A 26,497-nucleotide genomic window follows, 5' to 3' on the forward strand; every position below is an offset into this window, starting at 1 on the left:
AATGGATAACTTGGCGACTTTAATCAATAAATTAGTCTATAATCGTAAATAATTACAATATCTTTACATTGTCGGTATTAAGGTTCACCATCTAATGAAAAGCCAACGTTATCCTTTTTCAAATCATATATTGCTGCTGTGCTCGTCGAGCCTCGTTTTTGCTGTGGCTGCACAGGCAAAAAATGACGATTCGAGTGGCTCTAGCCAAAGCCTCGAAGTCATTGAGGTGTTCGCCCAAAAACGCGCGCAGGCAATTGAAGATGTTAGTATTGCCATTAGTCAGGTCAAAGGTGATAGCCTTAAAAATCAACATTATAAAGATTCAACAGAGTTATCGGTATTCGCGCCTAATTTAAAAATCAGCCAAAATGCGGCTGAAGGTACGCCACCGGCGGTAAATATCCAGGGGTTGGTTTAGTTGACTACAATACGGCGAACACCTCGCCTGTGGCTATTTATGTAGACGACATTGCCGTAGGATCTGCAAGTAATCAGATCGTTAACTTCTTTGATATTGAGCAAGTGGATATTTTGCGTGGTCCGCAGGGGACTTTATTTGGCCGCAATTCAACTGGCGGAGCAATTTTAATTCGCACTAAACGCCCTGAATTTAACGAGTCGGGGTATTTAACAGCGGGTATAGCAAATAATAACGCGTTTAGTATTGATGCTATGTATAACAATCAATTAAGTGATAACAGCGCGTTTCGTGTCGCTTTAAATCATCAAGACTATGACTATTCAACCACCAATACTTTTGCACAATCACCTACCGCTGGAATGCAACAAACCAATGCACGGCTATCACTATTAAGTGAGTTTGATACTGTACAGGTATTGTTACAAGCGCACCTCGAAGATTGGCAGGGTATTGTGCAGCCTGTCGGTAATATCGGTGTAGTGGCGGATCCATTAACAGGTCAGTTATGTAGTCCTAGCGAAGCTGGTTCGACAAATTGCTATGATAACTTTGGCTTCAATGATGCCAGTGATGACTTTTACACGGTTAAAGTTAATAACGATTCTCCGCATAAAACGGATGGTAAAGGGTTTAGTGCACATATTAATTGGCAATTAAATGAGTTTAACGAAATTATTTCGATTAGTAGTTATAACCAATTAGAGCGCGATCATGCATTTAATTGTGATGGCTCACCAGCGCGATTATGCGAAGGAAATCTAGGTTTAGATACTCACTTATTTAGCCAAGAGTTACGTTTGCAAACGCAATGGAACAAACATACTTTAACCAGTGGTTTATATTACGCAGATGAATCAATCAAACAAGATAATATTAACGATATTTTAAGAGATTATCGCGGTATATTAGCCACCGACTTAACCGCAACCTTCTTCTATGATAACCAAATTGACACGCAAAATATTGCCGCTTTCAGCCAGTTAGACTATCAACTTAATTCAGATTGGTTGCTAAGTGTTGGACTACGTTATTCCTATGAGTCACTTGATTATGACTCAGTGGCACAATTAAATATGGTAGTTGATCCGAGTGATTTAGCAGGGGTTTTAGTGCCATTTTATCATGTGCAAGGCGAGCAATCTGATAATGGTTTTTCTGGCCAGTTTGCTGTGAACTACCTTATTAACGATACAACCCATGGCTATTACCGTTTTGCAAATGGGATTAAAAGTGGTGGTTATAATGGCGGGTTTTTATCTTCCCCAGAGCAAGCCGAATTAGCTGACTATGGCAAAGAGCGTCTCAATGCGCATGAAATTGGTACTAAATCATGGTGGCCTGAGCAAGGTGTGCGGTTTAATTGGGCTGCTTTTTATTATGATTATAATGATCAGCAAGTGTTTATGAACCAACCATCAGACTCACCACAAAAGCCACCCGTGCAATTATTAGAGAACGTTGGTGATTCAGTGATCTATGGCCTTGAAGCTGAACTCGATTATCAAGCGACTAAAGCACTTTCAATGCGTTTTGCGATGGGTTACATTCCCCATGCGGAATTTGAAGAATTTGTTGATCCTTTGGGTAACAGTTTGACTCATAATCGGCTGCCATTTACATCAAAGTGGAATGTTAGTGCAGGCGTAGAATATCGTTTAGAGCTTGCTGGTAATCCCTTAACAACACAATTACTAGTGGATTATCAATCAGACTATTATTTTGATCAAAACCAAAATCCGTATGCTATGCAAGATGGTTACAGTTTAGTCAATGGTAATATTCGTTATCAATTAGATAACCTAGGTTTTGTACTGTGGGGGAAAAATTTATTTGCCAGTGAGTACAGTAATTTGAAGTTTGATTTGAGCTCTTTCCTTGGCATGTTGGAAGATTTTAAAGGGGAAGGTCGCCGCTATGGTTTGGATATCAGTTATCAGTTCTAATCTTTTTGTCATTAAACTGAGGCGTATTGTATGCTGTTAAAAGCAATACAAGGTTTTTGCTATGTAGTCTTTTTAGGCTTGCTAACAATATATGTCTGCGAAGTGCGAGCAACACAGTCAGCGGATGTGTTTGTTTATACAGAGCAACAACAAGATATAAATTTGTTTCAAGTTGGTACCTTATTAGCGGCAAGTTATGAAGGGTTTCCTGATAACAGCACTCAGATTGCGACGTGGCTTGACAATAAAAAACCACAAACAAGTACCACATATTATGGCGGAAGTTATTGGTTAGTTGTCGAACTTGAAAATCAGACTCAGCTAGCTGAATTAGTGTTGTTCCCTTACAACACCTTAGTATCGCGTATTGAAACACGTGTATATGATATGGCCGATCCCACATCTGAGGTCGCGCGTTACGTAACAGGGGGATTGAAAAAACGAATTTGCTTTTCATTACGGCAATAAAATAGCACTTACACCAGGCAAGCGTTACTTTTTGATCACCAAGTATGAAAGTGACTACTTTTACACTCCTCCTAAACTGGTATTAAAACCCTATGCAGACTTCTTTACCCAGATCACCATCGAAAATATGGTGATGATGTTGTGCTTTGGGGTAGGCATTGCGCTGGGTTTGTATAACTTATTAATATATTTTGGCGCACGGGATGTAACTCACCTTTATTACGCCTTATTTACAGCATGCTGGGTATTTGCGTGGAGCCAGTTTTTCCATATTCCAGATCAACTATTTGGTTTTTATAATGCCCATTTCCATTGGCTAGGGTTTGTTTTAATACCATTAACTAACATTCTATTTTTCAATAATTTGCTTAAGCTAAAAGACAGTTTTCCACAATTGGCCAAAGCATCAATTATATTAGCTGTGGTGGCAACCGCAGGTTTGCCTTTCGCTGCTATGTGGCCAGGTTTTGGGTTTATTTGGGCAACCATAGTAACGGGGTGCACCTTATGCTTAGGCATGTACATAGGGGTTCGCAGTTGGATGAGTGGTTTTAAACCCGCGCGATACTTTGTCTTTGCTTACCTAGCGATGGCAATTCCTAATATGGTGGGAAATTTAACTAATTTAGGTGTACTGACGCCGATTGCAATCGATTTGTACCTATTAGGTTTGATTGGCACCGCCTTAGATGCGATGTTACTCGCGTTTGCAGTGGCAAATAAATTTAGTATTTTACATGATGAGAATGTTGAGCTTACTAAAAACCTCGAGCAAAAAGTGCAATTGCGTACGCAGGAGTTACAACAATTGGCGTCAGAACTCACTGATGCCAGTGAAGCTAAGAGCCGTTTTTTAGCAAATATGAGTCATGAAATACGTACGCCAATGACCTCTATTATAGGCTACGCAGATGGTATTATTTTAGGCGATATTAAGCCTCACGAACGAAATCATGGTATTCGGGTTATTTTACAAAACAGCCGCCATGTTTTAGGACTCATAAACGACATACTTGATATGTCAAAAATAGAGGCCAATCGCCTTGAAATTGATTTAGTCGAGACTGACTTATTTGCAACCATTGCGCATATAGAATCGCTATTAGGCAAACAAATTCGTGATAAAGGTCTTAAATTTAAAGTTGATTACCAATTCCCACTGCCTGATTGGATTATTTCTGATCCAACCCGATTACGACAAATATTGTTAAACTTAACAGCTAATGCATTAAAATTTACCACGGTAGGGCATATTCAATTAGTGGTGAGTTGCACTAAAGAGCAGCTTGTCATTAAAGTTAAAGACACCGGCATCGGGATGACAGAGGCTGAGCAACAAGACTTGTTCACGCCGTTTTATCAGGCTGACTCATCGATCTCACGTAAATATGGCGGTACAGGACTCGGTTTAAATATTTCAAAAAGTTTAGCCGAAAAGTTAGATGGTAATATCACCGTTCATTCCCATGTTGGCAGTGGCAGTGAGTTTAGCCTCAATATCGCGCTATATATGCCTGAACGAGTACGTTGGATCAATAGTTTTGATGAGATCTCTATAAGCAAAGAAAAAGAGCTGCCAAGTCAAGATCAGCGAAATCTCGTGGGTGAAGTGCTGGTAGCGGAAGATCATCCTGAAAACCGTGAATTGATCAAACGTGTTTTAGAGCGAATGGGGTTAACGGTTACTGCGGTAGAAAATGGCAAAGATGCAGTGCAAGCGACCCTAGATCATCAATTTGATTTGATTTTATTAGATATTCAAATGCCAGTAATGGATGGCGAACAAGCGATTCATATTATGCAGGCAACAGGATTAACGACCCCCATTGTTGCCCTTACAGCAAATACTATGAAGCATGAAGTTGATCGCTATCTAAAACAAGGGTTTATTGATCATATAGGCAAACCAATTGACCGCAGTGAATTTAGTCATAAAATTGCTAGTTATTTAGATATCGAAATGCTTGAAGATGTAAAATTGCCAGAGCATGAATTTGAGGTGCTTAAACAGGTGTACATAAAAGGGCTTAAAAAGCAGCGAGAAACAATAACCAAGCAATATACAGATGGCGATATGACAGGGTTTGCACAAAGTGTTCATATGCTAAAAGGAACTGCTGGAATGTTTGAGTGCGAAACATTGTACCAACATGCAATCAAGTTAGACAAAGCCCTTAAAGCCGATAGCGTGATGTTAGATAGCCATTTAGTTTATCAAGTGTTTGATGAAATTGATGATATTTTATGTCACTCACCTCAGTAAAATAAGCTGCTCACGGGTAATGTCGGGAAAATCAGTACGCTGTGTATAACGGGCATATAAGGTTGAAAAAATGGCGCTGCGTGAAAGCTGATCAAATGTTGTGACCAGTTCTTTTGCTGTTGTTTTTGAGCTATAACAACACTCGCTATAGCGTTTTATTAATTGTGTCAAGCTTTGTCCTTGTTGCTGTAAAGCCAGCTCTGCTTCAATAAAAAAAGCGCTACCACTCCAATAAACTCTTTGTTGTGCACCTTGTTGCCACATATCGTCGGCAAGTTCACTTAATGGCTGTTGCTTTGTTCGCGTTTGCTGACGTCCGCGTTCAAGCCCTGCAGATAGTCGATGTATAAATTGCTTCCTAGTGATCACTTTACTATCACGCATTATTATATTTTGCATATAGGTTGCAAATCCTTCACTTAACCAGAAGCCCGAATAGGGTAGTAACGGTAAGTAAAGGTGTGCCATTTCATGGTAGAGGGTCCAGTCATCGCGTAATTGTGTAAAACTGGCAAAGCGATCAAAATGTAACTCTATGCCATCTGGATCACCACGGCGCACACTTCCCCAAGGCACGGGTTCAAATGCAATATACCGAGGGTGTAAATAAATGGGTAAATTAGAGTATGGCAGTGGGCCTAAAGTTGCCTGAGTTTGCTCAAGACTAAAAATTCAGCCATTGCAGTATTATCTGCTGCTTGCTTTTTGACAGCTCGGTTAATCCTTGAGGATCAAGCTGGGCTGCGAAAACAGATGTACTCGCTAAACAAGTAACGAATAAAATTCGATTAAACAGTTTCATACGTGGTACTCAATGGTTTTTAATTGCTCACAGAAGACCGAGTAAAGCATAAAATCCGTTCACTATTTTATTGTTGAATGATAAGTATAGATGCTAAAACCACGACACTCACTGCCAACCATGGTTTAATGTTTATATGATATTTTATAATAAAAATATGGCAGGTTATGGGTTATCAACACATTGAAATCCCACCTCAGGGTGAACAAATTAGCATTGATAATAAAGGCGTGTGGCATATTCCGGCGCAGCCGATCATTGCTTACATTGATGGTGATGGAGTAGGGCAGGATATCTCCCCTTGCATGCGTGACATTGTGAACCATGCTGTGCAGTTATGTTATCAAGGAGTGCGAAAAATTCACTGGATGGAAGTCTTTAACGGTGAAAAAGCTGCGCAGCTATATGATGGGGATTGGTTTCCGCAAGAGACGATTCATGCGGTTCGGCAATTTAAAATAGCGATTAAAGGGCCTTTAACCACGCCGATTGGCGGAGGTTTTCGTTCACTCAATGTTGCTCTTCGTCATGAAATGGATTTGTTTGTAAATATGCGGCCGATTAAAGGCTATTGCGCATTACCGTCACCGTTAAAAAAACCTGAAAATACCAATATTGTTGTGATCCGCGATAGCTCTGAAGATGTGTACTCTGGAATTGAATGGCAAGCTGGCAGTGTCGAAGCCGAAAAAATGCTGGATTTTTTATGCCAAGAAATGGGCGTAACCCGTCTGCGCTTTGATCAACAATGTGGTATTGGCATTAAAAATATTTCTAAAGAAGGGTCAGAGCGGCTAGTGCGCTATGCAATAGCGTATGCGCTTGAACAAAATAGTGACTCGGTAACGGTAGTGCATAAAGGCAATGTATTTAAATTTACTGATGGTGCGTTTAAGCGTTGGGGGTTTGCCGTGGCGCAAACTGAGTTCTCAGCAATACCACACAGTAATGGCCGTTGGCTAGAAATACCGCGTGAGGGCTTGGTACCGTTAGTTATTAAAGAAGTGATTGCAGATAACATGCTCCAGCAAGCGTTAATGAATCCTGAGCAATTTGATGTAGTGGTAACAACCAACCAAAATGGCGATTATCTAGCAGATATGTTGACTGCACAAGTGGGTGGTATTGGTATTATGCCCGCAGCAAATTTAAATAATGAAGTGGCTTTTTTTGAACCAACTCATGGTACGTTTGAGCGTATTGCTGGACAAAATAGTGCAAATCCTACCAGTAGTATTTTAAGTGCGGTGATGATGCTACGGTTTATGAATTGGCACGAAGCGGCCAACAGTATAGAGCTGGCTTTGCAACAGACATTTATAGCCGGTGAAGTGACCTTTGATTTACAGGCAGAGCAGCAAAACTCGACCATCCTCAGTTGCAGTGATTTTACACAAAGGATAATCGAGCGTTTAAAAGTTTCATGAACTACGCTGCATTGGCGTTGTAGAGCTTTGCACGATACATGCAAGGGCGATTAGTCAGTGTTGCAGCACGTTGATAAATTGCTTTTGCATTGTGTTCATCGCTTGGTGTACCGCTTAATGTATCCATTAAAGCAACAACAATAATAGCTGGCACCTGACAGCAATATTCATCTAATACCGCAGTTGTTGTTTGTGCATCAACATGACAATGCGGGTGATTATGCTCAACTTGATACGCATGCAATAACGTTTGTACATCTAAACTGTCATTGTCAAAATGTTTGTTTTTACGACATTGACAGCCAAATTCATCAACCAGAGTCGCCAATGCTTGGTAAACATCATTACACTCAAGGGTGGTTTGCTTACAAAGTTGTTGTTCGATGAACGCATGTAAATGGCCGTCGATAAATAATCCGTCTTGTTGGGTGAAGCTTGCTGTAGTTTGCATCATAATGTTGTCTCTCAGTGTTAGTGGTTAACTCATTTGGTATGACTTCACTGTAGCCCTAAGCACACTATTTATGAAATTGTTGTTTTCAATAACTGATATTGATTTAATCAATAATAACTAGATATCTCCATTTTAATTAGAGCTTTCTAGCGATCAGCAATCGTATTAGCGAACGCTTGCAGCTCGCGGCGTAACCATTGGTGTGGGCTGGCATGATGCAGTAATGGGCTCCAAAGCATTTTTACTTCGATTGGGACAATTTGAAACGGCACAGGACTAATCACTAACTCGGTATGTTTAGTTAGCAGCATTGCTTGTCGTCTTGGTAGTGTGGCGATCAGTTGTGGCGATTGGCATAGCAAACTTGCCACCATGTAATGACGAGTAAACACCCGAATATGACGGGTTTGTTCAAGCTGCCAAAGAGCTTCGTCTACCCATCCCAGCTTTTGGCTACCTGATTTATTCGTGACGGCAGCTTCAGCCCCCCAGCCTGCACGATTTACCCAAATATGCTCTGACGCTAAGTATTGCTCTAGATCAGGCTGTTTTAAGTATGGGTTAGCTGGATGCATTAAACAGCAATAGTTATCGCGCCAGACACTGGCCTGATGAAAAGACCGTGGTAGGCCGTTGAAGCGATTGATGGCTAAGTCAATGCTGCCCTTTTCCATATCTTGCAGGCTAACATCGCTGGGGCTAAGCACATCAAAATTAAGTCCTGGATGTTTATTGAGTTGCTGGGTAATAAAAGGGGCGACTAGCGTTGATTCTAAATAATCATTCGCCATAATTCTAAAGGTGAGTTCGCCAGTGGTTGGATCAAACATATCACTGGGTTGAGTTATTGCCTCAGCCATTTTTAACAGCGCTTCTATTTCAGGTTTTAAACTCAGCGCTTTTGCAGTAGGAGTCATAGAGCCTGCGGCACGAACTAGGAGCGGATCGTCAAATAAATCACGTAAACGTTTTAGTGCATTACTCATTGCTGGTTGGGTTAATGCTAATTTATTTGCCGCTTTCGAGACATTTCGCTCATCTATCAGTACATTTAAGTACACAAGCAAGTTGAGATCGACATTTCTTATATTCATTTGATCAATCTTATTCATTCGCTGTATTAATTATCTAAATTAAAGCGTGCTTGCTAAGGTGTGTAAACCACTAAATAGACATAGTCATCATAAGTGATAGAAATATGCTAGAGCTAAAAACAGCAAATACGTTATCGACTCAAACTAACAACGCAATTGAGCAAGTCATTGCGACCAAATTAGCGCGTGCCGTATTCGCAGGCTTTGAAGCGATGTTTGCTGAGTTTTTAAATATTACCTTAGGTGCACAAAGTCGTTTTGAGCAACGGCAATGGCAAAGTGTACAATCGGCAATGCGTGAGCGTTTACAAGTATATGAAAGGCAAGTTAAAAATGTTAGTGAAGCGGTGCGAGTCATTGCATTTAAAGAGCTCAACGATCCGCGACTGTGGCAGCAGGCAAAGCATATTTATGGCCATATGGTGCAAGATCATGAAAACCAACCGATTGCGCATACATTTTTTAATTCAACTTTTGGCTCGATTTGGGATGATAAAAAAATTCGCACCGTGCATTTATTTGTTTTAAAAGCCAAATACCGCGCTAAATCTCGGCCATTTGATAATTTAGTAAGTCGTATTTCATTGCAAAATGGCTTTAGCCAGGCGGTGGAGCAACTTATTTATCGACAATCTTTTCGGGTTGGATTTACAGATTTAGCTCATGATGTTGATATTTTGCAGCGTACTTTGGCGTTAGGTGCGCAGCAGCAATGTCGTCAAGTGTATGAGCTGATGAATTTAAACGATGGCTATATTGAATACGCTAATTCACTGTTTTTTAGAAATAAAGCCTGCTACTTAATAGGTCGTTGTATTGCAAAAAATGGCGATAACATGCCCTTTGCTGTCGCTATTTTACATACCCAAAGCGGTTTAAAGCTTGATGCGGTGATGATGGGCGCAGATCAACTGAGTTTATTATTCGGCTTTGCTCGCACCTACTTTATGGTTGATACCGACCAACCCGCGCGCTATGTAGATTACTTATCAGTGCTAATGCCACATAAGCAACGATTTGAATTATTCAATGCCATTGGCTTTATTAAACATGCCAAAACAGAGTTTTATCGCTATAAGGTCGACACCACCAACAATAGTCCCATAGATGATAAGTACATTATTGCTCCTGGCACGCCAGGCATGGTAATGCTAGTATTTACCACTGCTGGCTCAGATTATGTTTATAAGGTAATAAAAGATAAATTTAGCGCGCCTAAAACATCAACCAAAGCACAGGTGATGGCAAAATACGACTTTGTAAAACAAGCGGATAGAGTCGGCCGTTTAGTCGACACCCATGAATTTCGCTATTTAGCATTTGATTTAAATCGTTTTAGCGATGAATTGCTTACCCATATGCGAGCGAGTATCGGCTCAAGCATGGCTATTGCAAATAAAGCCTTAGTGCTTAAGCATGTATACGTTGAGCGCAAAATGACACCACTTAATTTATACATCAATCAATGTGACGATAAACAACTGAATAATGTAATGCTTGATTACGGCAAGGCGATTAAAGAGTTAGCCGGGGCTAATATTTTCCCTGGTGATATGTTGATGAAAAACTTTGGTGTGACCCGTTGGGGGCGCGTGGTATTTTATGATTATGATGAAATTTGCCCATTAACGGATTGTAACTTTAGAGACTTACCGAGCAGTGAAAATAGTTTTGATGAACTAAGCAGCGAAAGCTATTTTGATGTTGCCGAAAATGATGTATTCCCGAGTCAGTTTAAAGTGTTTTTTAGTGCTGATCAGCAAGCATTTAGTCATTTTTGCCAGCAACATCAAGACTTATTTAGTCCTGATTTTTGGCTGCAGTGCCAAGCTGATATCAATGCTGGGCAATTGGCTGATGTGTATCCATACAAACAAAGTTGGCGATTTCAGCCAGGGTTATTACCCATAAGTCTGATTAATTTTTGGTGTGTAAAAAGGTAAGCTTACATAAAATAAAAACCAAGGAAAACCATGAAATCTTTATTATTAGCAAGTTTATTTATCACCTCACCGCTGGTTATAGCTAACCCGCTATTAGGCAGTTGGGAGTTTGTGGAAGGGAAATATGCAGTTGAACAAGGTTATGTGACTGCCAAAGCACCAGAGCTGACCTCAGTTAAACTAATAACCGCCACTCATTTTAATTACATCACCCAAAAAAATGGCCAGTTTCATTATGCAGGTGGCGGGCAGTACACCTTAAAAAACCAACAATTTGTAGAGACTTTTGCTTACGGTAATATTGAATCGTTGCTTGGCAAAACCATGGCTTTTGATTACAAAATTGAAGGAGATTTGTGGCATCATTCTTTGACAGAAAATGGTAAGTTAGTCGAGGCCGAAGTGTGGCGCAAAATCGATTAACTCATCAATTCAGGAGCTGCAATGCAATTTATTTCTCATCAAGATCAGCATTTAACATTAAGCGACACCGCTAAACCGCAATTAAAAACTAATGAAGTGTTAATTAAAGTTGCTGCTATCGGCGTGAACCGCGCTGATTGTATGCAACGTCAAGGTAAGTATCCAGCGCCACAGGGCGACAGCCCCATTTTAGGGCTTGAATGCGCAGGCACAGTGATTGAGCTTGGCACCGAGGTTGATCAAAGTTGGCTTAATAAAGCGGTATTTACTTTGTGTGCAGGCGGTGCATATAGCGAATATGTGGCGGTCGATGCAGCACAATTAATGGCTTTACCAAGTGATTTAACTATGGCGCAAGGTGCAGCGATCAGCGAAGTATATTTAACCGCGTTTGGTGCGTTATTTCAACTTGGTAAGTTACAAGCAGGCCAAACAGCACTGATCCATGCTGGCGCAAGTGGCGTAGGTGGGGCTGCTATTCAAATGGCTAAACGTATTGGGGCAACGGTTGTTATTACCGCAGGTAGCGATGAAAAGTGCGAACACGCCAAAGCGCTTGGTGCTGATCATGTAATCAACTACAAAACCGAAGATTTTGTTGTTTACATGCAAAACCATGGTTTAACGGCGAACGTGATTGTTGATCCGGTATCTGGGCGCTATTTAAGTAAAAATGCAGCAATCGCCGCCATGGATTGCCAAATAATTATGCTGGCATTTTTAGATGGTCGCTTCGCAGAAGTAGATTTTGCACTCTTGTTACAAAAGCGGATTTCATTTCATGGCTCAACACTGCGCAATCGCAGTCAAGCGTTTAAACGCCAACTACGCGATGAGTTTGTAGCAAAATTTTATGACGAAATAGCAAATCAACAGTTTGATTTAAATATTTATAAAACGTTGCCTTGGCAAGACGCTGGTGAGGCACACGCCATTCTTGAACGAAACGAAAATGCCGGAAAAGTTGTATTATTAGTTCAGTAGTTTAAAAACCAATATTTGCCCATATAACTATGGGCAACTATAAAGCGATTTAAGGCAAAAACATGAACCCAATTATAGCAACATTAAAAGAGCACAATGTTAGCGATGAAAAAGTACACGAACTTTTTCAAGCATTTACTCAAAACCCAATGATGGCAATGGCACTTGTACAGCAACTCGGTATTCCACCAGAGAAGTTACAAGCACTAATGGGCTTGGTAATGACCCAGCCTCATTTAATAAAAGAAGCCGCTGATTCACTTGGTATTGGTGAAGGTGAGCTTGAAAAAGCTAAGCAGCAGTTTAAAAACCAATAACGAGTTATCAATGAGAGTACATTTAGTTACTCTCATTTGTTAAACATGCAATTATTAAGCAATGTCTATCGTGTAAGCGGCCAATAAGTTTTGCATTTTTTGTTGTTCATGTGCGGCAAACTCGATGCCCACACTTAAACGATCTCCCTGCATTTGATTGTTGCGCACATGCGCACTGATCACCACGGCACTGTTGTCGATAGGCGATAGAACATGCACAAACACGGGGCGTTTCTTAAGCGCTAAAAACCCTGAATTAACATGCACAGTAAAGCGACAACCAGTCGGTGAAATATCGATGATCAAACCTTGCAATAGATTTTCACTGCCATAACTATGCGATTTATTAATGCTAATCTTTGCTGGTATATGGGTTTGTAAACGGCTGACTTCACGCAGTTGCCGACTCTCAATATTCTTAGGGTAAGCAAGGTAAAGTAACTTTTCTGGTCGAAAAGAAATAGCTAATATAGTGGTCGAAAAAGCGACGCACTCCCCACGTTCACCTTCGACTATATAGCGTACAATTGCGCCATTGCCTTCTTTTAACACATCAGCATATTGGCTTTTTTTGCTTGGACAGGGTACTTTAAAATTAAATACTTACCAGCTTCATAGCCAACTAAAGAGAGTTTAAATCTGACACTTAATGGGTTGGTGAACTGAATGTCGATTAATTTACCAGGCAGTAAGTCTAAGCAAAACTTAGCTTTGCTAGCTTGCGCTGGTCTGTCTTGTGTAATTTCCATATATACGTAGTTATTATTATTTGTTTCCAAATAGTATCCATCAAAAGAACTAAAAAATCACTACGAAAAACGACTGGTATTAGTTTATTAGCCTTAATTAATAGAAGTAATACACGCCTTGTTACAAAGTTGATTGAACTGATAAATATCTGCTTTGTCTATTAAATAACATACTAACTTATGGAACAAAACTGTGAAATACCTTTATAAAATATGGAAAAATAATCGCTCGTTAATCGTATTTATCTCGCTGATGTGTGTTTTTAGAAGTGCAGTTGCTGACTGGTACGAAGTACCCACAGGTTCAATGCAGCCAACCATTGTTGAGGGCGACCGTATATTGACAGATAAAATGGCGTATGACCTACGAGTGCCTTTTACTAAAATTTCGCTGGTTAAACTAGCCGAGCCACAGGCCGGCGATATTATTGTATTTGATTCTGTTGCGGCACAAAATCGCCTAATAAAAAGAGTAATAGGTGTACCGGGCGACACTGTTGCTTTAGTTAATAATCAACTTGTTATTAACGGTGAAAAGCTTGATTACGAAACTGTAGCTGAAACCGCCATAAACCGAGTGGAAATAGAGAATTTGCATGGCATAAAACATACTGTAAAACTCGCTAAGCAGCGCTCTTATATGCAAAATTTTGATCCACTTATCATCCCTACAGATATGTATTTAGCAATGGGGGATAACCGTGATAACAGTGCTGATTCACGAGTAATAGGCTTAGTACCAAGAGCTGAATTGCTCGGAAGAGCAAAGCGGGTGATAGTTTCACTGGATTACGATGACTATTATTTACCACGTAAAAACAGGCTTCTAAAAGAATTACAGTAATAGTAAGCGCTGTTATAGTCTGGTAAAGGATAGCACTGATAAAGAATAGTAGTGCAAAAAATAACAGCGCTAAAACTTAAAATAGCTTAGCGATTAAATTTAGCGTTGTTGACTCTCACCTAACAATAAACTGTATATAAAAATAGTGTTTATGATTTTGTCAGATATTACTGATCTCTAGCATTTTGGTGTATTGCTGCATTTATAAAAAATGAGGTGAAGTTAACTAGTTGTTTACAGGTGTTTGTTTGATAGCTAAGATAAATGCATTGTAATATATGGATATTTTTCTGTTTGTAAAAAGATAAATGTCGTAGATAAAATTGTTATACCTTCAAGGAAGCTCAGTGAAACTTTTAGTTTTGTTATTTTTATTTACTTCAATATCAACTTTTTCTTGTGATAAAAAAAGCGAAATAAAGAAAGTAGCGGCGTTTATAACTCAAGATAACTTCGCTGATTTATCAGAAATAACGGTTTATTATCCTGTTAATTATGGTGTTGCTGAGGCTGTAAGAGCTGTAATATCTCTAGGTGAAATTGATAGGGTAACCTTGTATGTTCCTACAATTATTTCTGAACCATATGCTTTTGAAAGCAATCATGAGCTAGCTGATTATAAAGTATCAACCTTTACAATTAAGACTGATGCGATAAATGAGGCTTATATAACTGTGAATTACCGAGCTCCGAAGAAAAATGATGGCTTAATCACTTTTTGTATGGGACCTTTTCGAGTCTATAAAATAAGTGAATTACCGATAAAGAAGGTATAATAAACGCATCAGAAATGACTTCAAACGCTTGGCTGGCGCTCATTCTTCGCTAATTATAGCCAAGCATTTTCCGCAATTTATGCGGGTGTTAACTTAACTAAACATGGTGCCCATATTTAGAGTTTCTGAAAGGCTGAAATATGCAGTCATCTTATCTTTTGCCAGTTGGCCACTATTCATTTGGCTGGGCACAGATCTCGTCGGTAGCTTTTGCGCACTTTCAGGGTTTATAGTTGGTTATTACTTTGCTCCAATAACTCACAGACAAACCAAAAGTACCAAGTACAGCTTTTAGGTTTGGGCATGGGCTTTCTAGCTCTGTATTTATCGAGCTTTTTAAGAAGTATATTTGAGTTAATTTCAGGTGAGCCTTTTAAAGGTGTAGGTTACTACTGAATATCAGCACTAACAGGGCCTTATTTTGGTCTAATGTTTTTCGGTATACCGCTTATAATTTTTTCTTTTACCAATTATATGATTTGGCTATGGTCATCCAAACGTTAAGTTAACCGGGTAGCCGCAGGTCGCTAACCTCAGCACCCACAATTTTATGTGCTGGAAAAACAATTTGTTCTGGCCAACTAAAAAGCCGTTGTTTAAAACAACGGCTTTTTAGTTTTAACTAGTAAAGTCGAATTACATTACACGCATACCTGGCTCTGAGCCGTCGTCTGGGTTCAAAATATAGATTTCTTTTCCACCAGGGCCTGCTGCTAGTACCATGCCTTCTGACATGCCAAAGCGCATCTTACGTGGCTTCAGGTTGGCAACCATAACCGTTAGTTTGCCTTCAATATCTTCTGGCGCATAAGCTGATTTAATACCAGCAAATACTTGGCGTGTTTCGCCGCCTAAGTCGAGCGTTAGTTTAAGTAGTTTATCAGCGCCTTCAACGTGCTCTGCTTTGGCTATTTTCGCTACACGTAAATCTACTTTGGCAAAATCGTCAAATTCGATTTCAGCTGCAATAGGCTCTTTTGCCAAAGGGCTGTTTGGATCGATTTTGTCTTTTGCAGCGAGTAAGCTTTCTTTTGATTCTTCGACCATTTTATTTACTTTATCCATTTCTACACGTTGCATTAACGGTTTAAATTTATTGATAGGGTGGCTAACAAGCGCAGTTTGCGCGCCTTGCCAAGATAGATCATCATTTAAGAAGTCTTCTACGTTTGCCGCCATACCCGGTAATACCGGTTTTAAGTAAGTCATTAACACGCGGAATAAGTTAAGCCCAAGCGAACACACTTGGTGAGCTTGTTCTTGTTTCGTCTCGTCTTTGATCAATACCCATGGTGCTGCGGTATCAATAAATTGGTTTGCTTTATCAGCAAGCGCCATTATTTCACGAATAGCACGGCTATAATCACGGTTTTCATAGTGCTGTGCAACGGTATCGGTAGCTGCTTGGAATTCAGCTAATAATTGCGGCTCCATGACAGTGTCACTTAATTTACCGTCAAACTTTTTAGTAATAAAACCGGCGCAACGGCTGGCAATGTTAACCACTTTACCAACTAAGTCTGAATTTACACGTAGTGCAAAGTCCTCTAAGTTTAAGTCAAGATCGGTGATGCCGCTGTTAAGTTTAGCAGCGTAGTAATAACGTAAAAACTCAGGGTCGAGGTTTTCTAAATATGTACGCGCTTTAATAAACGTGCCTTTCGATTTAGACATTTTAGCGCCATTAACCGTTACAAAACCATGCGCGAATACATTGGTTGGCTTTCTGAATTTTGCGCCTTCAAGCATTGCTGGCCAAAATAAGCTGTGGAAGTAGATAATATCTTTACCGATAAAGTGGTAAAGCTCAGCGTCAGAACCTTCTTGCCAAAATGCATCAAAGTCGATGCCTTGTTTGTCGCATAAGTTTTTAAAGCTGGCCATGTAACCAATTGGCGCATCAAGCCAGACATAAAAATATTTACCAGGCGCACCAGGGATTTCAAAGCCAAAGTAGGGCGCATCGCGGCTGATATCCCATTGTTGCAGGCCATCGGCAAACCATTCGTCTAGTTTGTTGGCCATTTCTTGCTGAATAGTGCCGGAGTGAAGCCACTCTTTTAACATGCCTTCAAATGCTGGCAGGTCAAAAAAGTAATGCTCAGAGTCTTTAAGTACTGGCTCAGCACCTGACATCACAGAGCGCGGGTTGATAAGCTCTGTTGGGCTATATGTTGCGCCACATGCGTCACAGCTGTCGCCATTTTGGTCTTCAGACTTACAAGTTGGGCACGTACCAGTTACAAAGCGATCGGGTAAGAAAATGCCTTTTTCAGGGTCAAATAACTGTGAAATAGTATGCTTTTTGATATGACCGGCATCGTTTAAGCGATTATAAATAAGCTCGCTGAACTCTTTGTTTTCTTGGCTGTGGGTGCTGTGGTAGTTATCAAATTTAATATTGAAGTCTGCAAAGTCACGTTGACGTTCAATGCTGACATTTTTTACCATTTCTTCCGGCGTGATCCCTTGCTTTTGTGCATTGAGCATAATTGGCGTGCCATGGGCATCGTCGGCGCAAACATAATAAGCTTCGTGGCCTTGTAGTTTTTGAAAACGTGACCAGATATCAGTCTGAATATATTCCAATAAATGGCCTAAATGTGTTGGGCCGTTGGCATAAGGTAATGCACTGGTAATGAGGATCTTTCGCTGTGCCATAATCATTCCGAATTGACGGTTCCTGTTAAGGAACGGATGAAAATCATAATATTATCAGCAAACCTAAAGGAAACACCTTCGTGGTTGGCCGATTTTCATTAATTGACTGGTGTTAATGCCCTGAATGTTACATAATTCCGAGGCAATTTTCATCAAAGAAACACTATTTTATTGTTATGTTTGGATTGTCGAAACTATTCCCCTCTAAATCGGTGCAAAAACAACCGATTATTACTGCCTTAGCAGGGTATCGCAGTGCCGCTTTTGCTGTCGGCATTGATGAAAAATTCATTAAAAGCATTGAATCAAAAAGTGATAAATCAATATTGCTTCACTTAACGCTGCCATTTGCTGCGTTATCTGAAATGCCAAAGGTAGCTGCGTTTGTAAGCCAACAACTTAATCAAGCAGTGACAATTAACGCAAGCATTGAGCTGACTGAAGCATCTAAGTTCAAAGCGATAAAACATATTGTGTTGATTGCATCAGGTAAAGGTGGTGTAGGTAAATCAACCACCGCGGTAAATTTAGCGGGTGCACTCAAAGCTGAAGGCGCAAAAGTGGGAGTTTTAGATGCGGATATTTATGGCCCGTCTATTCCAATGTTGCTAGGCCTTGAAGGAGCAACACCCACGGCTAAAAATGACAAGCAATTGCTACCATTTGACGCTAATGGCATCAAAGCACAATCAATTGGCTTTTTAGTGCCTAGTGATGATGCCACAGTTTGGCGTGGACCGATGGCGTCGGGCGCATTAACGCAACTGTTAAATGAAACTGCATGGGGTGAACTTGATTACCTGATTGTAGATATGCCACCAGGAACTGGGGATATTCAACTTACTATGAGTCAGAAAGTACCTGCCAGTGGCACGGTGATTGTGACGACTCCGCAAGATTTAGCACTTGCTGATGCGCAAAAAGGCATTGCCATGTTTAATAAAGTGAATGTGCCAGTATTGGGCTTGATTGAAAATATGAGTCATTTTTTATGCTCACATTGCGGCAAACCAAATCATGTGTTTGGCAAGGATGGCGCAATAAAATTAGCTCAGCGTCATGGTGTGCCTGTGTTGTCGCAAATTCCTTTGGCGATTGATATTCGCGAATACTCAGAGCAAGGCAAATTAATTGCGATGGATAACCAGGCTGCGGTGAGTGAAACATATGCTGATGCTGCGCGGCTGATTGCCAGTATGCTTTACTATCAACAACCCCATCATAATTCAGTCGAAATTGTGATTACGGATGATTAATTAATGAGATTATCAGATACCCATATTAAAGAATATATTGCCCAACAGCGTATTATTATTGAGCCAAGTCCGACCGACGAAATGATTTCTGGGGTAACGGCAGATTTACGTTTAGGTAATAAGTTTCGTGTATTTCAAGATCATACAGCAGCTTATGTTGATTTAAGTGGTCCAAAAGATCAGCTTAATAAAGCAATGGAATCAATAATGAGCGATGAAATCGTGTTAAAAGAGGGCGATGCATTCTTTTTACACCCAGGTGAATTAGCCCTTGCGATGACCTATGAAAAAGTCACGTTGCCGGCAGATATCGTTGGCTGGCTTGACGGCCGTTCATCTTTGGCACGTCTAGGTTTAATGGTGCATGTAACGGCCCATCGGATTGATCCGGTTGGTCTGGTAATATCGTGTTAGAGTTTTATAACTCCGGTAAATTGCCGTTGGCATTACGACCAATGATGAAAATCGGCGCTATGAGCTTTGAGACCATGTCAGGCCCTGCTGAAAATCCGTACAACACGCGTAAAGATGCTAAATATAAAGATCAAACCAGCGCAGTTGCAAGTCGTATTAGTGATGATAGTAACTAATTAAAATATAGCTTTAAAATAAAGGCTTATCATTTGATAGGCCTTTTATTACTTAAAAATATAATCACTCGATTTAATTACCATACACTCTACTTAAGCATTTTACTGACATATTATTCCCAAGTTTAGGTTATTTACTGGCAATTTCACTTAATACCTCCATACTTTAATTATAGTTTTATAATGTACTGTTTATATAATGCACATGGAGTGACAGTGGATCAGGCAAGCATATTAGCGCGAACATATTGTATAAAGATTTTGTTAATATTGTTTAGCATCACTGCTACAACGCCTTTGCTGGCTGATGAAGTGATTTCCAGTGGCTGGATAGTGCCAGCAAATACGCCTTTTCAAACTACCAAACCTCTACTAGAACAAGTTGTCGCTACAGACTCAAAAACAGATTTATCATATGTTCGTATCAAGGTAGAGCAAGGCTATTGGTTTATTATTGATTTGGATAAACAGTCGCAATCAAAGATTGAGGTAATTTATGCAGATAACTCCCATTTAGCACAGCTTGATTTTTATACTCTTGATGAGAATTTCAACCCGCTAGTTGAAGTAAATAATGATGCATACCGTTACGTTAATAAGGTACTGCCACACGCACTGTTACCTGAAGATGAGGCTCGTTGGGCTGTAATTTACGCTCGCCATAGTGAAGATGACAGGCTGAGCATTGGCCTTGCAACTGGTAATGAGTTTGCCAATTTGATAAACAAGAAACTGCGAAATTTCTTTTTAATTACCGGAGCTATTACTGCTGTGTCTTGCCGTTGTTGGCACTGTATATGGTTTATCTCATCAAGCAAAATCGCTTTATTTACTTGCTTACCTAATGTGTGTATTGAGTGAGTTTTTAATAGCAAAAGGGGTGTTGAATTACTTTAATATTGAATTTGCGTCTTTATGGTACACAAAGTTACAGTTTTCATTTCAAGTTATAGCCTTAGGGGTGGTCAACTTTTACTTTATTCATTATTTACAGTCGCAAAATCTTTTAAACGCTCGACAAGATAAGTTAACAGTTTATATAAGCTTATTTTGTGTTGCAGCACTATTTAGCTGTTTTATGAAGCAATCAGTGCAGTTTGCTGTAGTGACCGTGTGTTTGGGTTCTATGTTGGTGGTGATGAGTTATTTATTTTTTTATTGGCTTAGTAATACCAAAAAAGCGATGCAATTTAAGTTTGTACTGGTTTGGTTTGCAGTGGCTTTACAAACTTTATGTTGGCAAGCAACGCTGGTGGCTGGTGCACAGATACAGCAACTTAATGATATGTTACTGGTGCTAAATGTAATTACTTTTGTGATGTTGTTACTCATTCACGAGCGTAAGTGTGTTATGCAATATAGCTACAGCCTCACTCACGACGATGATACAAAACTACCTAATAAACAGTTACTAATAGAGCGTCTTGATAGTCAGGTGAAATTATCAACAGAGCATTCTTTACTGTTATTTAGGCCTGCTGTACTGATTAATGCTCGAGCAAATTTTGGCTATGAACATGTAAATGAGCAGATAAAATTAACCATGGGCAAATTAGCCCAGCAATTAGCCTCAATGAATGTACTGTGTGTTGAAGCTAACCATCAGCATAGCCGTTGTATTGCCAGGTTAGATGACAGCACCTATGGGGTTGTAATAGTCGGCAAGTTAGAATTAAGCCAAGTAGAGCAGTTTGTATGTGTGATCAATAGCGTTTTTGCTGAGGGTCTCACTCATCAACGCATTCACTTAATTGATAAAGTTGAAATCGGTGTAGCAAATTATCCCTTACATGCCAGTACCTCATTACAACTAGTCCAGCGAGGGCTGCAAGCACTGGCGGTTAAACCCCTTCATGGTGAACGCTGGCATATGTTTAATATAGAGAATGTGACGTTATCGCAACGGCGCATTGCGATTGCATCAGCTCTAAAAGAAGCCATTGAATGCGATCAGCTTAGTTTATTTTTTCAACCACAGATATATCTAAACACCGGTAAAGTGTACGGCGCGGAAGCTTTATTACGTTGGGAGCATCCACAATTGGGTAATGTTCCCCCTGATTTATTTATCCCTATTGCTGAATCATCAGGGATAATTTCAGATTTAACCGAATGGGTTATTACGCAAGCACTGCAATATCAAAAGAAAATGATTGTATTATTGCCTGAGCATATTGTATCTATCAATATTTCGGCTAAAGATTTGCTGCGTAAAGATTTACCCGTGTTATTTATAACGTTGTTGAATGAGCATCAACTCAACCCGGCTAATGTAATGTTAGAACTAACGGAATCGGCAACACTCTTTGAGGGGGTTGATATAAAAAATGCCCTGAATGATTACCGTTTAATTGGCGTTAAAATAGCAATTGATGACTTTGGCACGGGGTATTCGTCACTCGCGTATTTGAGCAAAATGGGCTTTGATGAAATAAAAATAGATAAGCAATTTGTAATGAATATTGAATACTCTAAAAATGATCAAACAATTTGTCGTGCTACCTGTGATATTGCCAAATCACTGGGTTCATACGTAGTGGCTGAAGGGATAGAAGATAGCCAAAGTATGGCTAAATTACAAAGCTATGGCTGTGAAGTTGGTCAGGGATACTTTTTTCACGGCCATTACCGTTTGACGATTACATGCAGTGGCTTGAAGAAAATCTTGAAACCACCACTGTATTTGTTAATGATCTTGAAAAAGTCGTTGACCTAATTGGGAAAAATAATTATTAAGTGCGTGATTACAAATTTTCAAGCTATCGTGTTTAGGATAAATAAGTGCTGAGCTATTGAGCCCGGAGACTAAAAAGTGATTAACGATCTGCTCATTACAAGCAATACATGCTTCAAAACTACGCGCAGCTAGCTCTTCAGGCATACTCATATAAAACTGCTGCTGTTGTTTATCAAATTCTATACAGTCTAAAACATATTGATTAGCGTGTTGACCGGTTGGTTCTAGAAATACTCCTTGGTAAAACTTATTTAATGCTAAGTTTAGTGGGTGACTTTGCTCAATCGTGTGCTCCAGCCAAAGTTTAGAGGCAAAATGCTGTGGCGAATGCTGGGGAAATATGTGCTTAGTTATGTGATGATCAAACGCATGAAACCATTCATGCGCCAGCGCGCCACCACCTGCATTTTTTGCCAGCGCAAGAGTTCGAGTACGGCTATTATAATGTGCTTGGACGTGTTGTTGACCGCCATGGCCAAAAGCAAAATTGAGTTTCCCCCTCAGACCAATGGTCTTTGGCGGCACTTGCAGTATTTGCGCTAAATCGGCTAGTGCGTCGTAAATTAAATTAGCACTAATAAAGCGTTCTTCTTTGGTGACCCATTTACCCACCACCATAGTACGAAAACCAAATGTATCGCGGATATCACTAAAGTCAACTTGGTCATCAAATCGATAATCCGGTCCCTGGCGGAAAAACCCGCGCTTTAAGCGATTATTGGCACTCATTTGGCTTGATAACGCGCTTTAACATGCTCAGGCATAAACTGGGTTTGTTTGCTGTTGAGTGCTTCCAGTGCGTGATACAGAGGTTCAGGGTTAATATGCTCAATCAAGGCTAAACTATGTGCAACCGCTTCTAATGTGGAGAGGCTATCTGCACGGGGAGCTTTGCGAATACGATATCGGTTTTGTGGGATCGTCGTAAAGCTGACCTTTTTAAAAGCCGCAAGGGCTGGGGTAAGTTGCATGATCTTAAATGCTTTTTTCCAGGTGCCATCGATTACAATTAGATGACTTAACCGGCTTTTAAATTGTTGTGCTGCGGTACTTTCATCATCCAGTAGGATGGCATTATCATCAGGGTAGAGTAAGGCTGTTGTGGCAACGGGTAGTGTGCTTAGTTGTGCAAAATCAGCCAGCGTTTCTCCTACCATGATGTCGTATTGCGTTAGGCACAGTGTGAGTAAGCGGGCGGTGTTTTTAGTGATTTTTATTTCGCTAGGATGCTGCAAAATTATAACTTTGAGTTTATTTTCCAGTACCGACAAATCTTCACAAAGGCACGTTTGTAGACTAAATTTACAATTAACACACAATGAACGGGACATAAAATAATCTTGTTTAATAGCAATAAGTTGAAAAACCCGCTAATTATACGCTTAATGAGACAATTAGTTGGTTTTTTCTATAGAACGATAAAGTATAAAAATAATATAAGTTACTGGTTTAGTGTTGCTAAATACAAAAGGATGAATAATGAATACAATAGTCATTGATGAAAGCGCATTGGAAAGTATGGAATCGTTATTAGGCGAGCAATTTAGCGATACGCTGACTTTTTGTTGTGCTGAATTTGAACGATTAGGCTCTGAAGTATTGGCTACAATACATAGTGATATCCAAGTCGCAAGTCGCCATGCTCATAGTTTAAAATCAAATGCTGCGCAGTTTGGTGCCAGCAGTCTATCTCAGGTGGCCAGAGAAATTGAACAAAGCTTAAATAATAATGATGTTTCTCAGGCGCTTGCGGCAGCTCAGCAGCTTGACAACCAAGTTGCCGGTTCAGCAGCTAAGTTAACTGATTGGTTACAAAGCCGTTAGTTAGCTATACCCAGACGTGAATTTATTTCAGTTTTGAAGTATTAAATCCACTGGTATTTAGCCCCTTTACTAGGTTAATCTAGCTGTTCCACTAGTAGAGGTAAAAATGTCAGAAATTAAAAAGAGTCATAAATTACAAGGCGTTTGTTATGACATTCGTGGGCCGGTGTTAGTTCAGGCTCGCAAAATGGAAGATGAAGGCCAAAAAGTTTTAAAATTGAATATTGGTAATCCTGCGGCATTTGGGTTTGATATGCCTGAAGATATGCACCGCGATATTATTCGTAACTTGTATTCAGCCCAAGGCTACTGTGACTCCAAAGGCCTCTACTCAGCCCGTGTGGCTATTTATCAGCACTACCAACAACGTGGTTTATATAATCTAGACGTCGATAATATTTATATTGGTAATGGGGTCAGTGAATTAATTCAAATGACGACCCAAGCTTTGCTGAATAATGATGATGAGGTGTTGATCCCAGCACCTGATTATCCATTGTGGACCGCTTCAGTCAAACTTGCGGGTGGTAATCCAGTCCATTACCTATGTGATGAAGAGCAAGATTGGTTCCCTGATATTGCTGATATTCGAAGTAAAATCACGTCAAAAACTAAAGCATTAGTGCTGATCAACCCTAATAATCCGACGGGTGCAGTATACGACGACGCACTTTTACAGCAGTTAATTGATATTGCACGTGAACATAAATTACTGTTATTGAGTGATGAAATCTACGAGAAGATTTTATACGATGGGATCACGCACAGCTCCATTGGTGCACTGTGTGATGATGTGCCGATCATTACTTTTAATGGCTTAGCAAAAACCTATCGCGCAGCGGGTTTGCGTATGGGGTGGATGGTATTAAGTGGCCGTACTGCATTGATGGATGATTTACGTAAAGGTTTAGATATCTTAGCCTCTATGCGTTTATGTGCCAATGTGCCGGCACAATATGCGATCCAGCAAGCATTAGGTGGCGTACAGTCGATTGATGATTTAATAAATCCCGGTGGGCGTTTATACGAACAACGTGATATTGCATGGCGTGGTTTAAATGCGATAGAAGGTATTTCGTGTGCAAAACCAAAAGGAGCATTGTACGCATTTGCCAAAGTAGATACTGAGCGTTTTAATATCAAAAATGATGAAAAAATGATTTTAGATTTACTCAAAGCAGAAAAGATCTTACTGGTTCACGGAAGAGCATTTAACTGGCCAAATCCAGATCATTTCAGATTGGTATTTTTACCTAACAAAGATGATTTAACGACTGCTATGAGTAAGATGCAACGCTTTTTCAGCGATTACAGACAAAGCTAACGTAGTAATAAAGTTATAAATACTAAAAAGCGAGCATTAATACTGCTCGCTTTTTAGTTTAATGTAATAGCTTAATAGGCTTTATCAACGCGGACTGTATTATCTGATAAATACACTAAGCGCACGCTGTCGCCAGTTCTAAATATCATTTGATTGTCTTTGTCTTGTACCACCATAAATTGTTCACCATTTTCAACTTTGATCATTAACTCGACTAAGTGGTATTGATTATAATGGCTGCTTTGTTGCCTGTTGTTCGCCACACTGCCACCGATGACCGAGCCTAAAATAGTTGCTGCGGTGCGACCACTGCCGCCGCCAAATTGGTTACCAATAACGCCACCAAGTAATGCACCGCCAAAGGTTTTCCAGCCACTATTTTTGTCTTGAACAAGTTCTTGCTCGGTAATATTACGTACAGATTGAACACTGCCAAATAGTACTTGCTGGACAGGAACGGCTTTATTGCGTTCGTATGCGGCAAAGCTTGGATTACTGATGAGCAGGGCTGTACACAGCCCAAGTATGAGTTTATTCATCATTTACCTCCTCAGCTGAATTACCAGCCAAAGGTTGATTTTTCGCGGGTTTTACGAATTTCTGTTTCGTCCGCCCATTCTACTAAGCCACTTTTTAAATCCATTAAGCGCATTGTGAATTTATAGTATACGTCGGCTTTATCGGCATTCGATTTTACGATGCTCGACAGGTTGCCATAGAGCATATACTGCGCGCCAACTTGTTGGCCAAATGCAATCGCTTTAGTTGGGTCTACTAGGGCATCATCATTTTGAAAGTTCAATTGTTCTCGAGCGGCTTCTACGCGGCCCATATCAACAAAACGAAATTTACCACTGCGCAATAATTGTGTTGAAATTGAATCGGTAATTGATTCAGTATCAATGTGTTCACTGGTTTTGTTTTTTATACGTTCAACAAATACGATTGGTCGAGTATTAGCTGTTAATGTGCCGACCACAGGTGATGCCAACAGTGAATCCGTCATTTGGCTGGCGACTTTTTGTAAGTCAGTTGAACCGAAGTTAATATCAGTTGTTTCTACAGCTTGTGCGTCTCCGTAGCTGACTACGGCTTTATTGGCACAGCCACTGAGGGCAAGCGCACTCAAACCTAACAACGCAAAACCCGAGAGTGTTTTAAGCGTTGGTTTTTTAGTTGTGTTTACTGTATTCATAA

Annotated in this window: 24 protein-coding genes and 2 pseudogenes; 16 read left to right on the top strand and 10 right to left on the bottom strand. The window is 40.0% G+C overall.

Annotated features, from left to right (window positions below; genetic code table 11):
• The first annotated feature begins 94 nt into the window (after positions 1–94).
• The 3 genes and pseudogenes from P4S61_RS16770 (at position 95) to P4S61_RS16780 (ending at position 5,095) form a co-directional block, all read left to right on the top strand.
• Positions 95–418 carry a hypothetical protein gene (locus tag P4S61_RS16770; protein ID WP_337118696.1) on the top strand — a complete coding sequence of 108 codons (324 nt, stop codon included), beginning with the start codon at positions 95–97 and terminating at the stop codon, positions 416–418.
• Positions 419–447: 29 nt separating this feature from the next.
• A complete protein-coding gene (locus tag P4S61_RS16775; protein WP_337118697.1) occupies positions 448–2,364 on the top strand; it encodes a TonB-dependent receptor in 1,917 nt (638 codons plus the stop codon).
• Between the two features lie 30 nt (positions 2,365–2,394).
• A pseudogene (locus P4S61_RS16780) lies at positions 2,395–5,095 on the top strand (7TM diverse intracellular signaling domain-containing protein).
• On the opposite strand, the gene P4S61_RS16785 reads toward P4S61_RS16780, so the two are convergent.
• The gene (locus P4S61_RS16785; protein ID WP_337118698.1) at positions 5,084–5,656 is read right to left on the bottom strand and encodes a M61 family metallopeptidase; all 573 of its coding nucleotides are present in this window, start codon (positions 5,654–5,656) and stop codon (positions 5,084–5,086) included. The pseudogene P4S61_RS16780 and the gene P4S61_RS16785 sit on opposite strands and share 12 nt — an antisense overlap.
• 408 nt (positions 5,657–6,064) lie before the next feature.
• On the opposite strand from P4S61_RS16785, the gene icd reads away from it, so the two are divergent.
• Positions 6,065–7,324 (top strand): NADP-dependent isocitrate dehydrogenase, encoded by a 1,260-nt coding sequence (icd, locus tag P4S61_RS16790; RefSeq protein WP_337118699.1) that lies wholly within the window; start codon positions 6,065–6,067, stop codon positions 7,322–7,324.
• A 1-nt stretch (position 7,325) separates the two neighbouring features.
• On the opposite strand, the gene P4S61_RS16795 is transcribed toward icd, so the two are convergent.
• Positions 7,326–7,775 carry a hypothetical protein gene (locus P4S61_RS16795; protein WP_149981184.1) on the bottom strand — a complete coding sequence of 150 codons (450 nt, stop codon included), beginning with the start codon at positions 7,773–7,775 and terminating at the stop codon, positions 7,326–7,328.
• Positions 7,776–7,924: 149 nt separating this feature from the next.
• Positions 7,925–8,872: a LysR family transcriptional regulator gene (locus P4S61_RS16800; RefSeq protein WP_145233680.1), complete on the bottom strand. Its 948-nt coding sequence runs from the start codon at positions 8,870–8,872 to the stop codon at positions 7,925–7,927.
• Positions 8,873–8,976: 104 nt separating this feature from the next.
• On the opposite strand from P4S61_RS16800, the gene aceK reads away from it, so the two are divergent.
• From aceK to P4S61_RS16820, 4 genes are all read left to right on the top strand, one after another.
• The gene (gene aceK / locus P4S61_RS16805; RefSeq protein WP_337118700.1) at positions 8,977–10,815 is read left to right on the top strand and encodes a bifunctional isocitrate dehydrogenase kinase/phosphatase; all 1,839 of its coding nucleotides are present in this window, start codon (positions 8,977–8,979) and stop codon (positions 10,813–10,815) included.
• A gap of 30 nt (positions 10,816–10,845) precedes the next feature.
• Positions 10,846–11,238: a hypothetical protein gene (locus tag P4S61_RS16810; RefSeq protein ID WP_182734820.1), complete on the top strand. Its 393-nt coding sequence runs from the start codon at positions 10,846–10,848 to the stop codon at positions 11,236–11,238.
• 21 nt (positions 11,239–11,259) lie between these two features.
• Entirely contained in the window at positions 11,260–12,222 is a 963-nt protein-coding gene (locus P4S61_RS16815) for a zinc-binding dehydrogenase (RefSeq protein ID WP_182757694.1), read from the top strand.
• Between the two features lie 62 nt (positions 12,223–12,284).
• Complete coding sequence (locus P4S61_RS16820) at positions 12,285–12,539, top strand: DUF2999 family protein (protein WP_145233688.1); 255 nt, start codon at positions 12,285–12,287, stop codon at positions 12,537–12,539.
• A gap of 54 nt (positions 12,540–12,593) precedes the next feature.
• On the opposite strand, the gene P4S61_RS16825 is transcribed toward P4S61_RS16820, so the two are convergent.
• Together P4S61_RS16825 and P4S61_RS16830 are read right to left on the bottom strand one after the other, a co-directional pair.
• Complete coding sequence (locus P4S61_RS16825) at positions 12,594–13,091, bottom strand: PilZ domain-containing protein (protein WP_337118701.1); 498 nt, start codon at positions 13,089–13,091, stop codon at positions 12,594–12,596.
• Positions 13,085–13,318: a hypothetical protein gene (locus P4S61_RS16830; RefSeq protein ID WP_337118702.1), complete on the bottom strand. Its 234-nt coding sequence runs from the start codon at positions 13,316–13,318 to the stop codon at positions 13,085–13,087. The genes P4S61_RS16825 and P4S61_RS16830 overlap by 7 nt, the downstream gene beginning before the upstream one ends.
• 163 nt (positions 13,319–13,481) lie before the next feature.
• Here P4S61_RS16830 and lepB point away from each other — a divergent pair, with 163 nt between their 5' ends.
• Together lepB and P4S61_RS16840 are read left to right on the top strand one after the other, a co-directional pair.
• On the top strand, positions 13,482–14,132 hold the full coding sequence (gene lepB / locus P4S61_RS16835) for a signal peptidase I (RefSeq protein WP_182757695.1): 651 nt from the start codon (positions 13,482–13,484) through the stop codon (positions 14,130–14,132).
• Between the two features lie 347 nt (positions 14,133–14,479).
• Positions 14,480–14,908 carry a hypothetical protein gene (locus P4S61_RS16840; RefSeq protein WP_182757696.1) on the top strand — a complete coding sequence of 143 codons (429 nt, stop codon included), beginning with the start codon at positions 14,480–14,482 and terminating at the stop codon, positions 14,906–14,908.
• Positions 14,909–15,544: 636 nt separating this feature from the next.
• On the opposite strand, the gene metG is transcribed toward P4S61_RS16840, so the two are convergent.
• Positions 15,545–17,569, bottom strand: coding sequence for a methionine--tRNA ligase (metG, locus tag P4S61_RS16845; protein WP_182759796.1), 2,025 nt, complete (start codon positions 17,567–17,569; stop codon positions 15,545–15,547).
• Positions 17,570–17,745: 176 nt separating this feature from the next.
• Between metG and apbC the strand changes: the two genes are divergently transcribed.
• The 4 genes and pseudogenes from apbC to P4S61_RS16865 all read left to right on the top strand — a co-directional run bounded on the left by apbC (position 17,746) and on the right by P4S61_RS16865 (position 22,131).
• Positions 17,746–18,825: an iron-sulfur cluster carrier protein ApbC gene (apbC, locus tag P4S61_RS16850; protein ID WP_337118703.1), complete on the top strand. Its 1,080-nt coding sequence runs from the start codon at positions 17,746–17,748 to the stop codon at positions 18,823–18,825.
• A 3-nt stretch (positions 18,826–18,828) separates the two neighbouring features.
• Positions 18,829–19,415: pseudogene (gene dcd / locus P4S61_RS16855) on the top strand (dCTP deaminase).
• A gap of 270 nt (positions 19,416–19,685) precedes the next feature.
• Positions 19,686–20,276 (top strand): hypothetical protein, encoded by a 591-nt coding sequence (locus tag P4S61_RS16860; RefSeq protein WP_337118704.1) that lies wholly within the window; start codon positions 19,686–19,688, stop codon positions 20,274–20,276.
• Between the two features lie 217 nt (positions 20,277–20,493).
• Positions 20,494–22,131, top strand: coding sequence for a putative bifunctional diguanylate cyclase/phosphodiesterase (locus tag P4S61_RS16865; protein ID WP_337118705.1), 1,638 nt, complete (start codon positions 20,494–20,496; stop codon positions 22,129–22,131).
• Here the strand turns inward: P4S61_RS16865 and P4S61_RS16870 are convergent.
• Positions 22,102–22,881: a CLCA_X family protein gene (locus P4S61_RS16870; RefSeq protein ID WP_337118706.1), complete on the bottom strand. Its 780-nt coding sequence runs from the start codon at positions 22,879–22,881 to the stop codon at positions 22,102–22,104. The genes P4S61_RS16865 and P4S61_RS16870 overlap by 30 nt on opposite strands.
• On the bottom strand, positions 22,878–23,483 hold the full coding sequence (locus P4S61_RS16875; RefSeq protein WP_337118707.1) for a tRNA-uridine aminocarboxypropyltransferase: 606 nt from the start codon (positions 23,481–23,483) through the stop codon (positions 22,878–22,880). Before P4S61_RS16875 ends, P4S61_RS16870 begins: the two co-directional genes overlap by 4 nt.
• A gap of 148 nt (positions 23,484–23,631) precedes the next feature.
• Between P4S61_RS16875 and P4S61_RS16880 the strand changes: the two genes are divergently transcribed.
• Positions 23,632–23,976 (top strand): Hpt domain-containing protein, encoded by a 345-nt coding sequence (locus P4S61_RS16880; RefSeq protein ID WP_145233710.1) that lies wholly within the window; start codon positions 23,632–23,634, stop codon positions 23,974–23,976.
• A 106-nt stretch (positions 23,977–24,082) separates the two neighbouring features.
• Entirely contained in the window at positions 24,083–25,300 is a 1,218-nt protein-coding gene (locus tag P4S61_RS16885) for a pyridoxal phosphate-dependent aminotransferase (RefSeq protein WP_145233714.1), read from the top strand.
• A 71-nt stretch (positions 25,301–25,371) separates the two neighbouring features.
• Here the strand turns inward: P4S61_RS16885 and P4S61_RS16890 are convergent, their stop codons facing one another.
• Together P4S61_RS16890 and lpoB are read right to left on the bottom strand one after the other, a co-directional pair.
• Positions 25,372–25,839 (bottom strand): glycine zipper 2TM domain-containing protein, encoded by a 468-nt coding sequence (locus tag P4S61_RS16890; RefSeq protein WP_149981188.1) that lies wholly within the window; start codon positions 25,837–25,839, stop codon positions 25,372–25,374.
• A gap of 20 nt (positions 25,840–25,859) precedes the next feature.
• Positions 25,860–26,495 carry a penicillin-binding protein activator LpoB gene (gene lpoB / locus P4S61_RS16895; RefSeq protein WP_145233716.1) on the bottom strand — a complete coding sequence of 212 codons (636 nt, stop codon included), beginning with the start codon at positions 26,493–26,495 and terminating at the stop codon, positions 25,860–25,862.
• Between the last annotated feature and the right edge of the window lie 2 nt (positions 26,496–26,497).

This window comes from Pseudoalteromonas sp. B160 (assembly GCF_037162485.1).
Classification (GTDB): Bacteria; Pseudomonadota; Gammaproteobacteria; order Enterobacterales; family Alteromonadaceae; genus Pseudoalteromonas; species Pseudoalteromonas rhizosphaerae.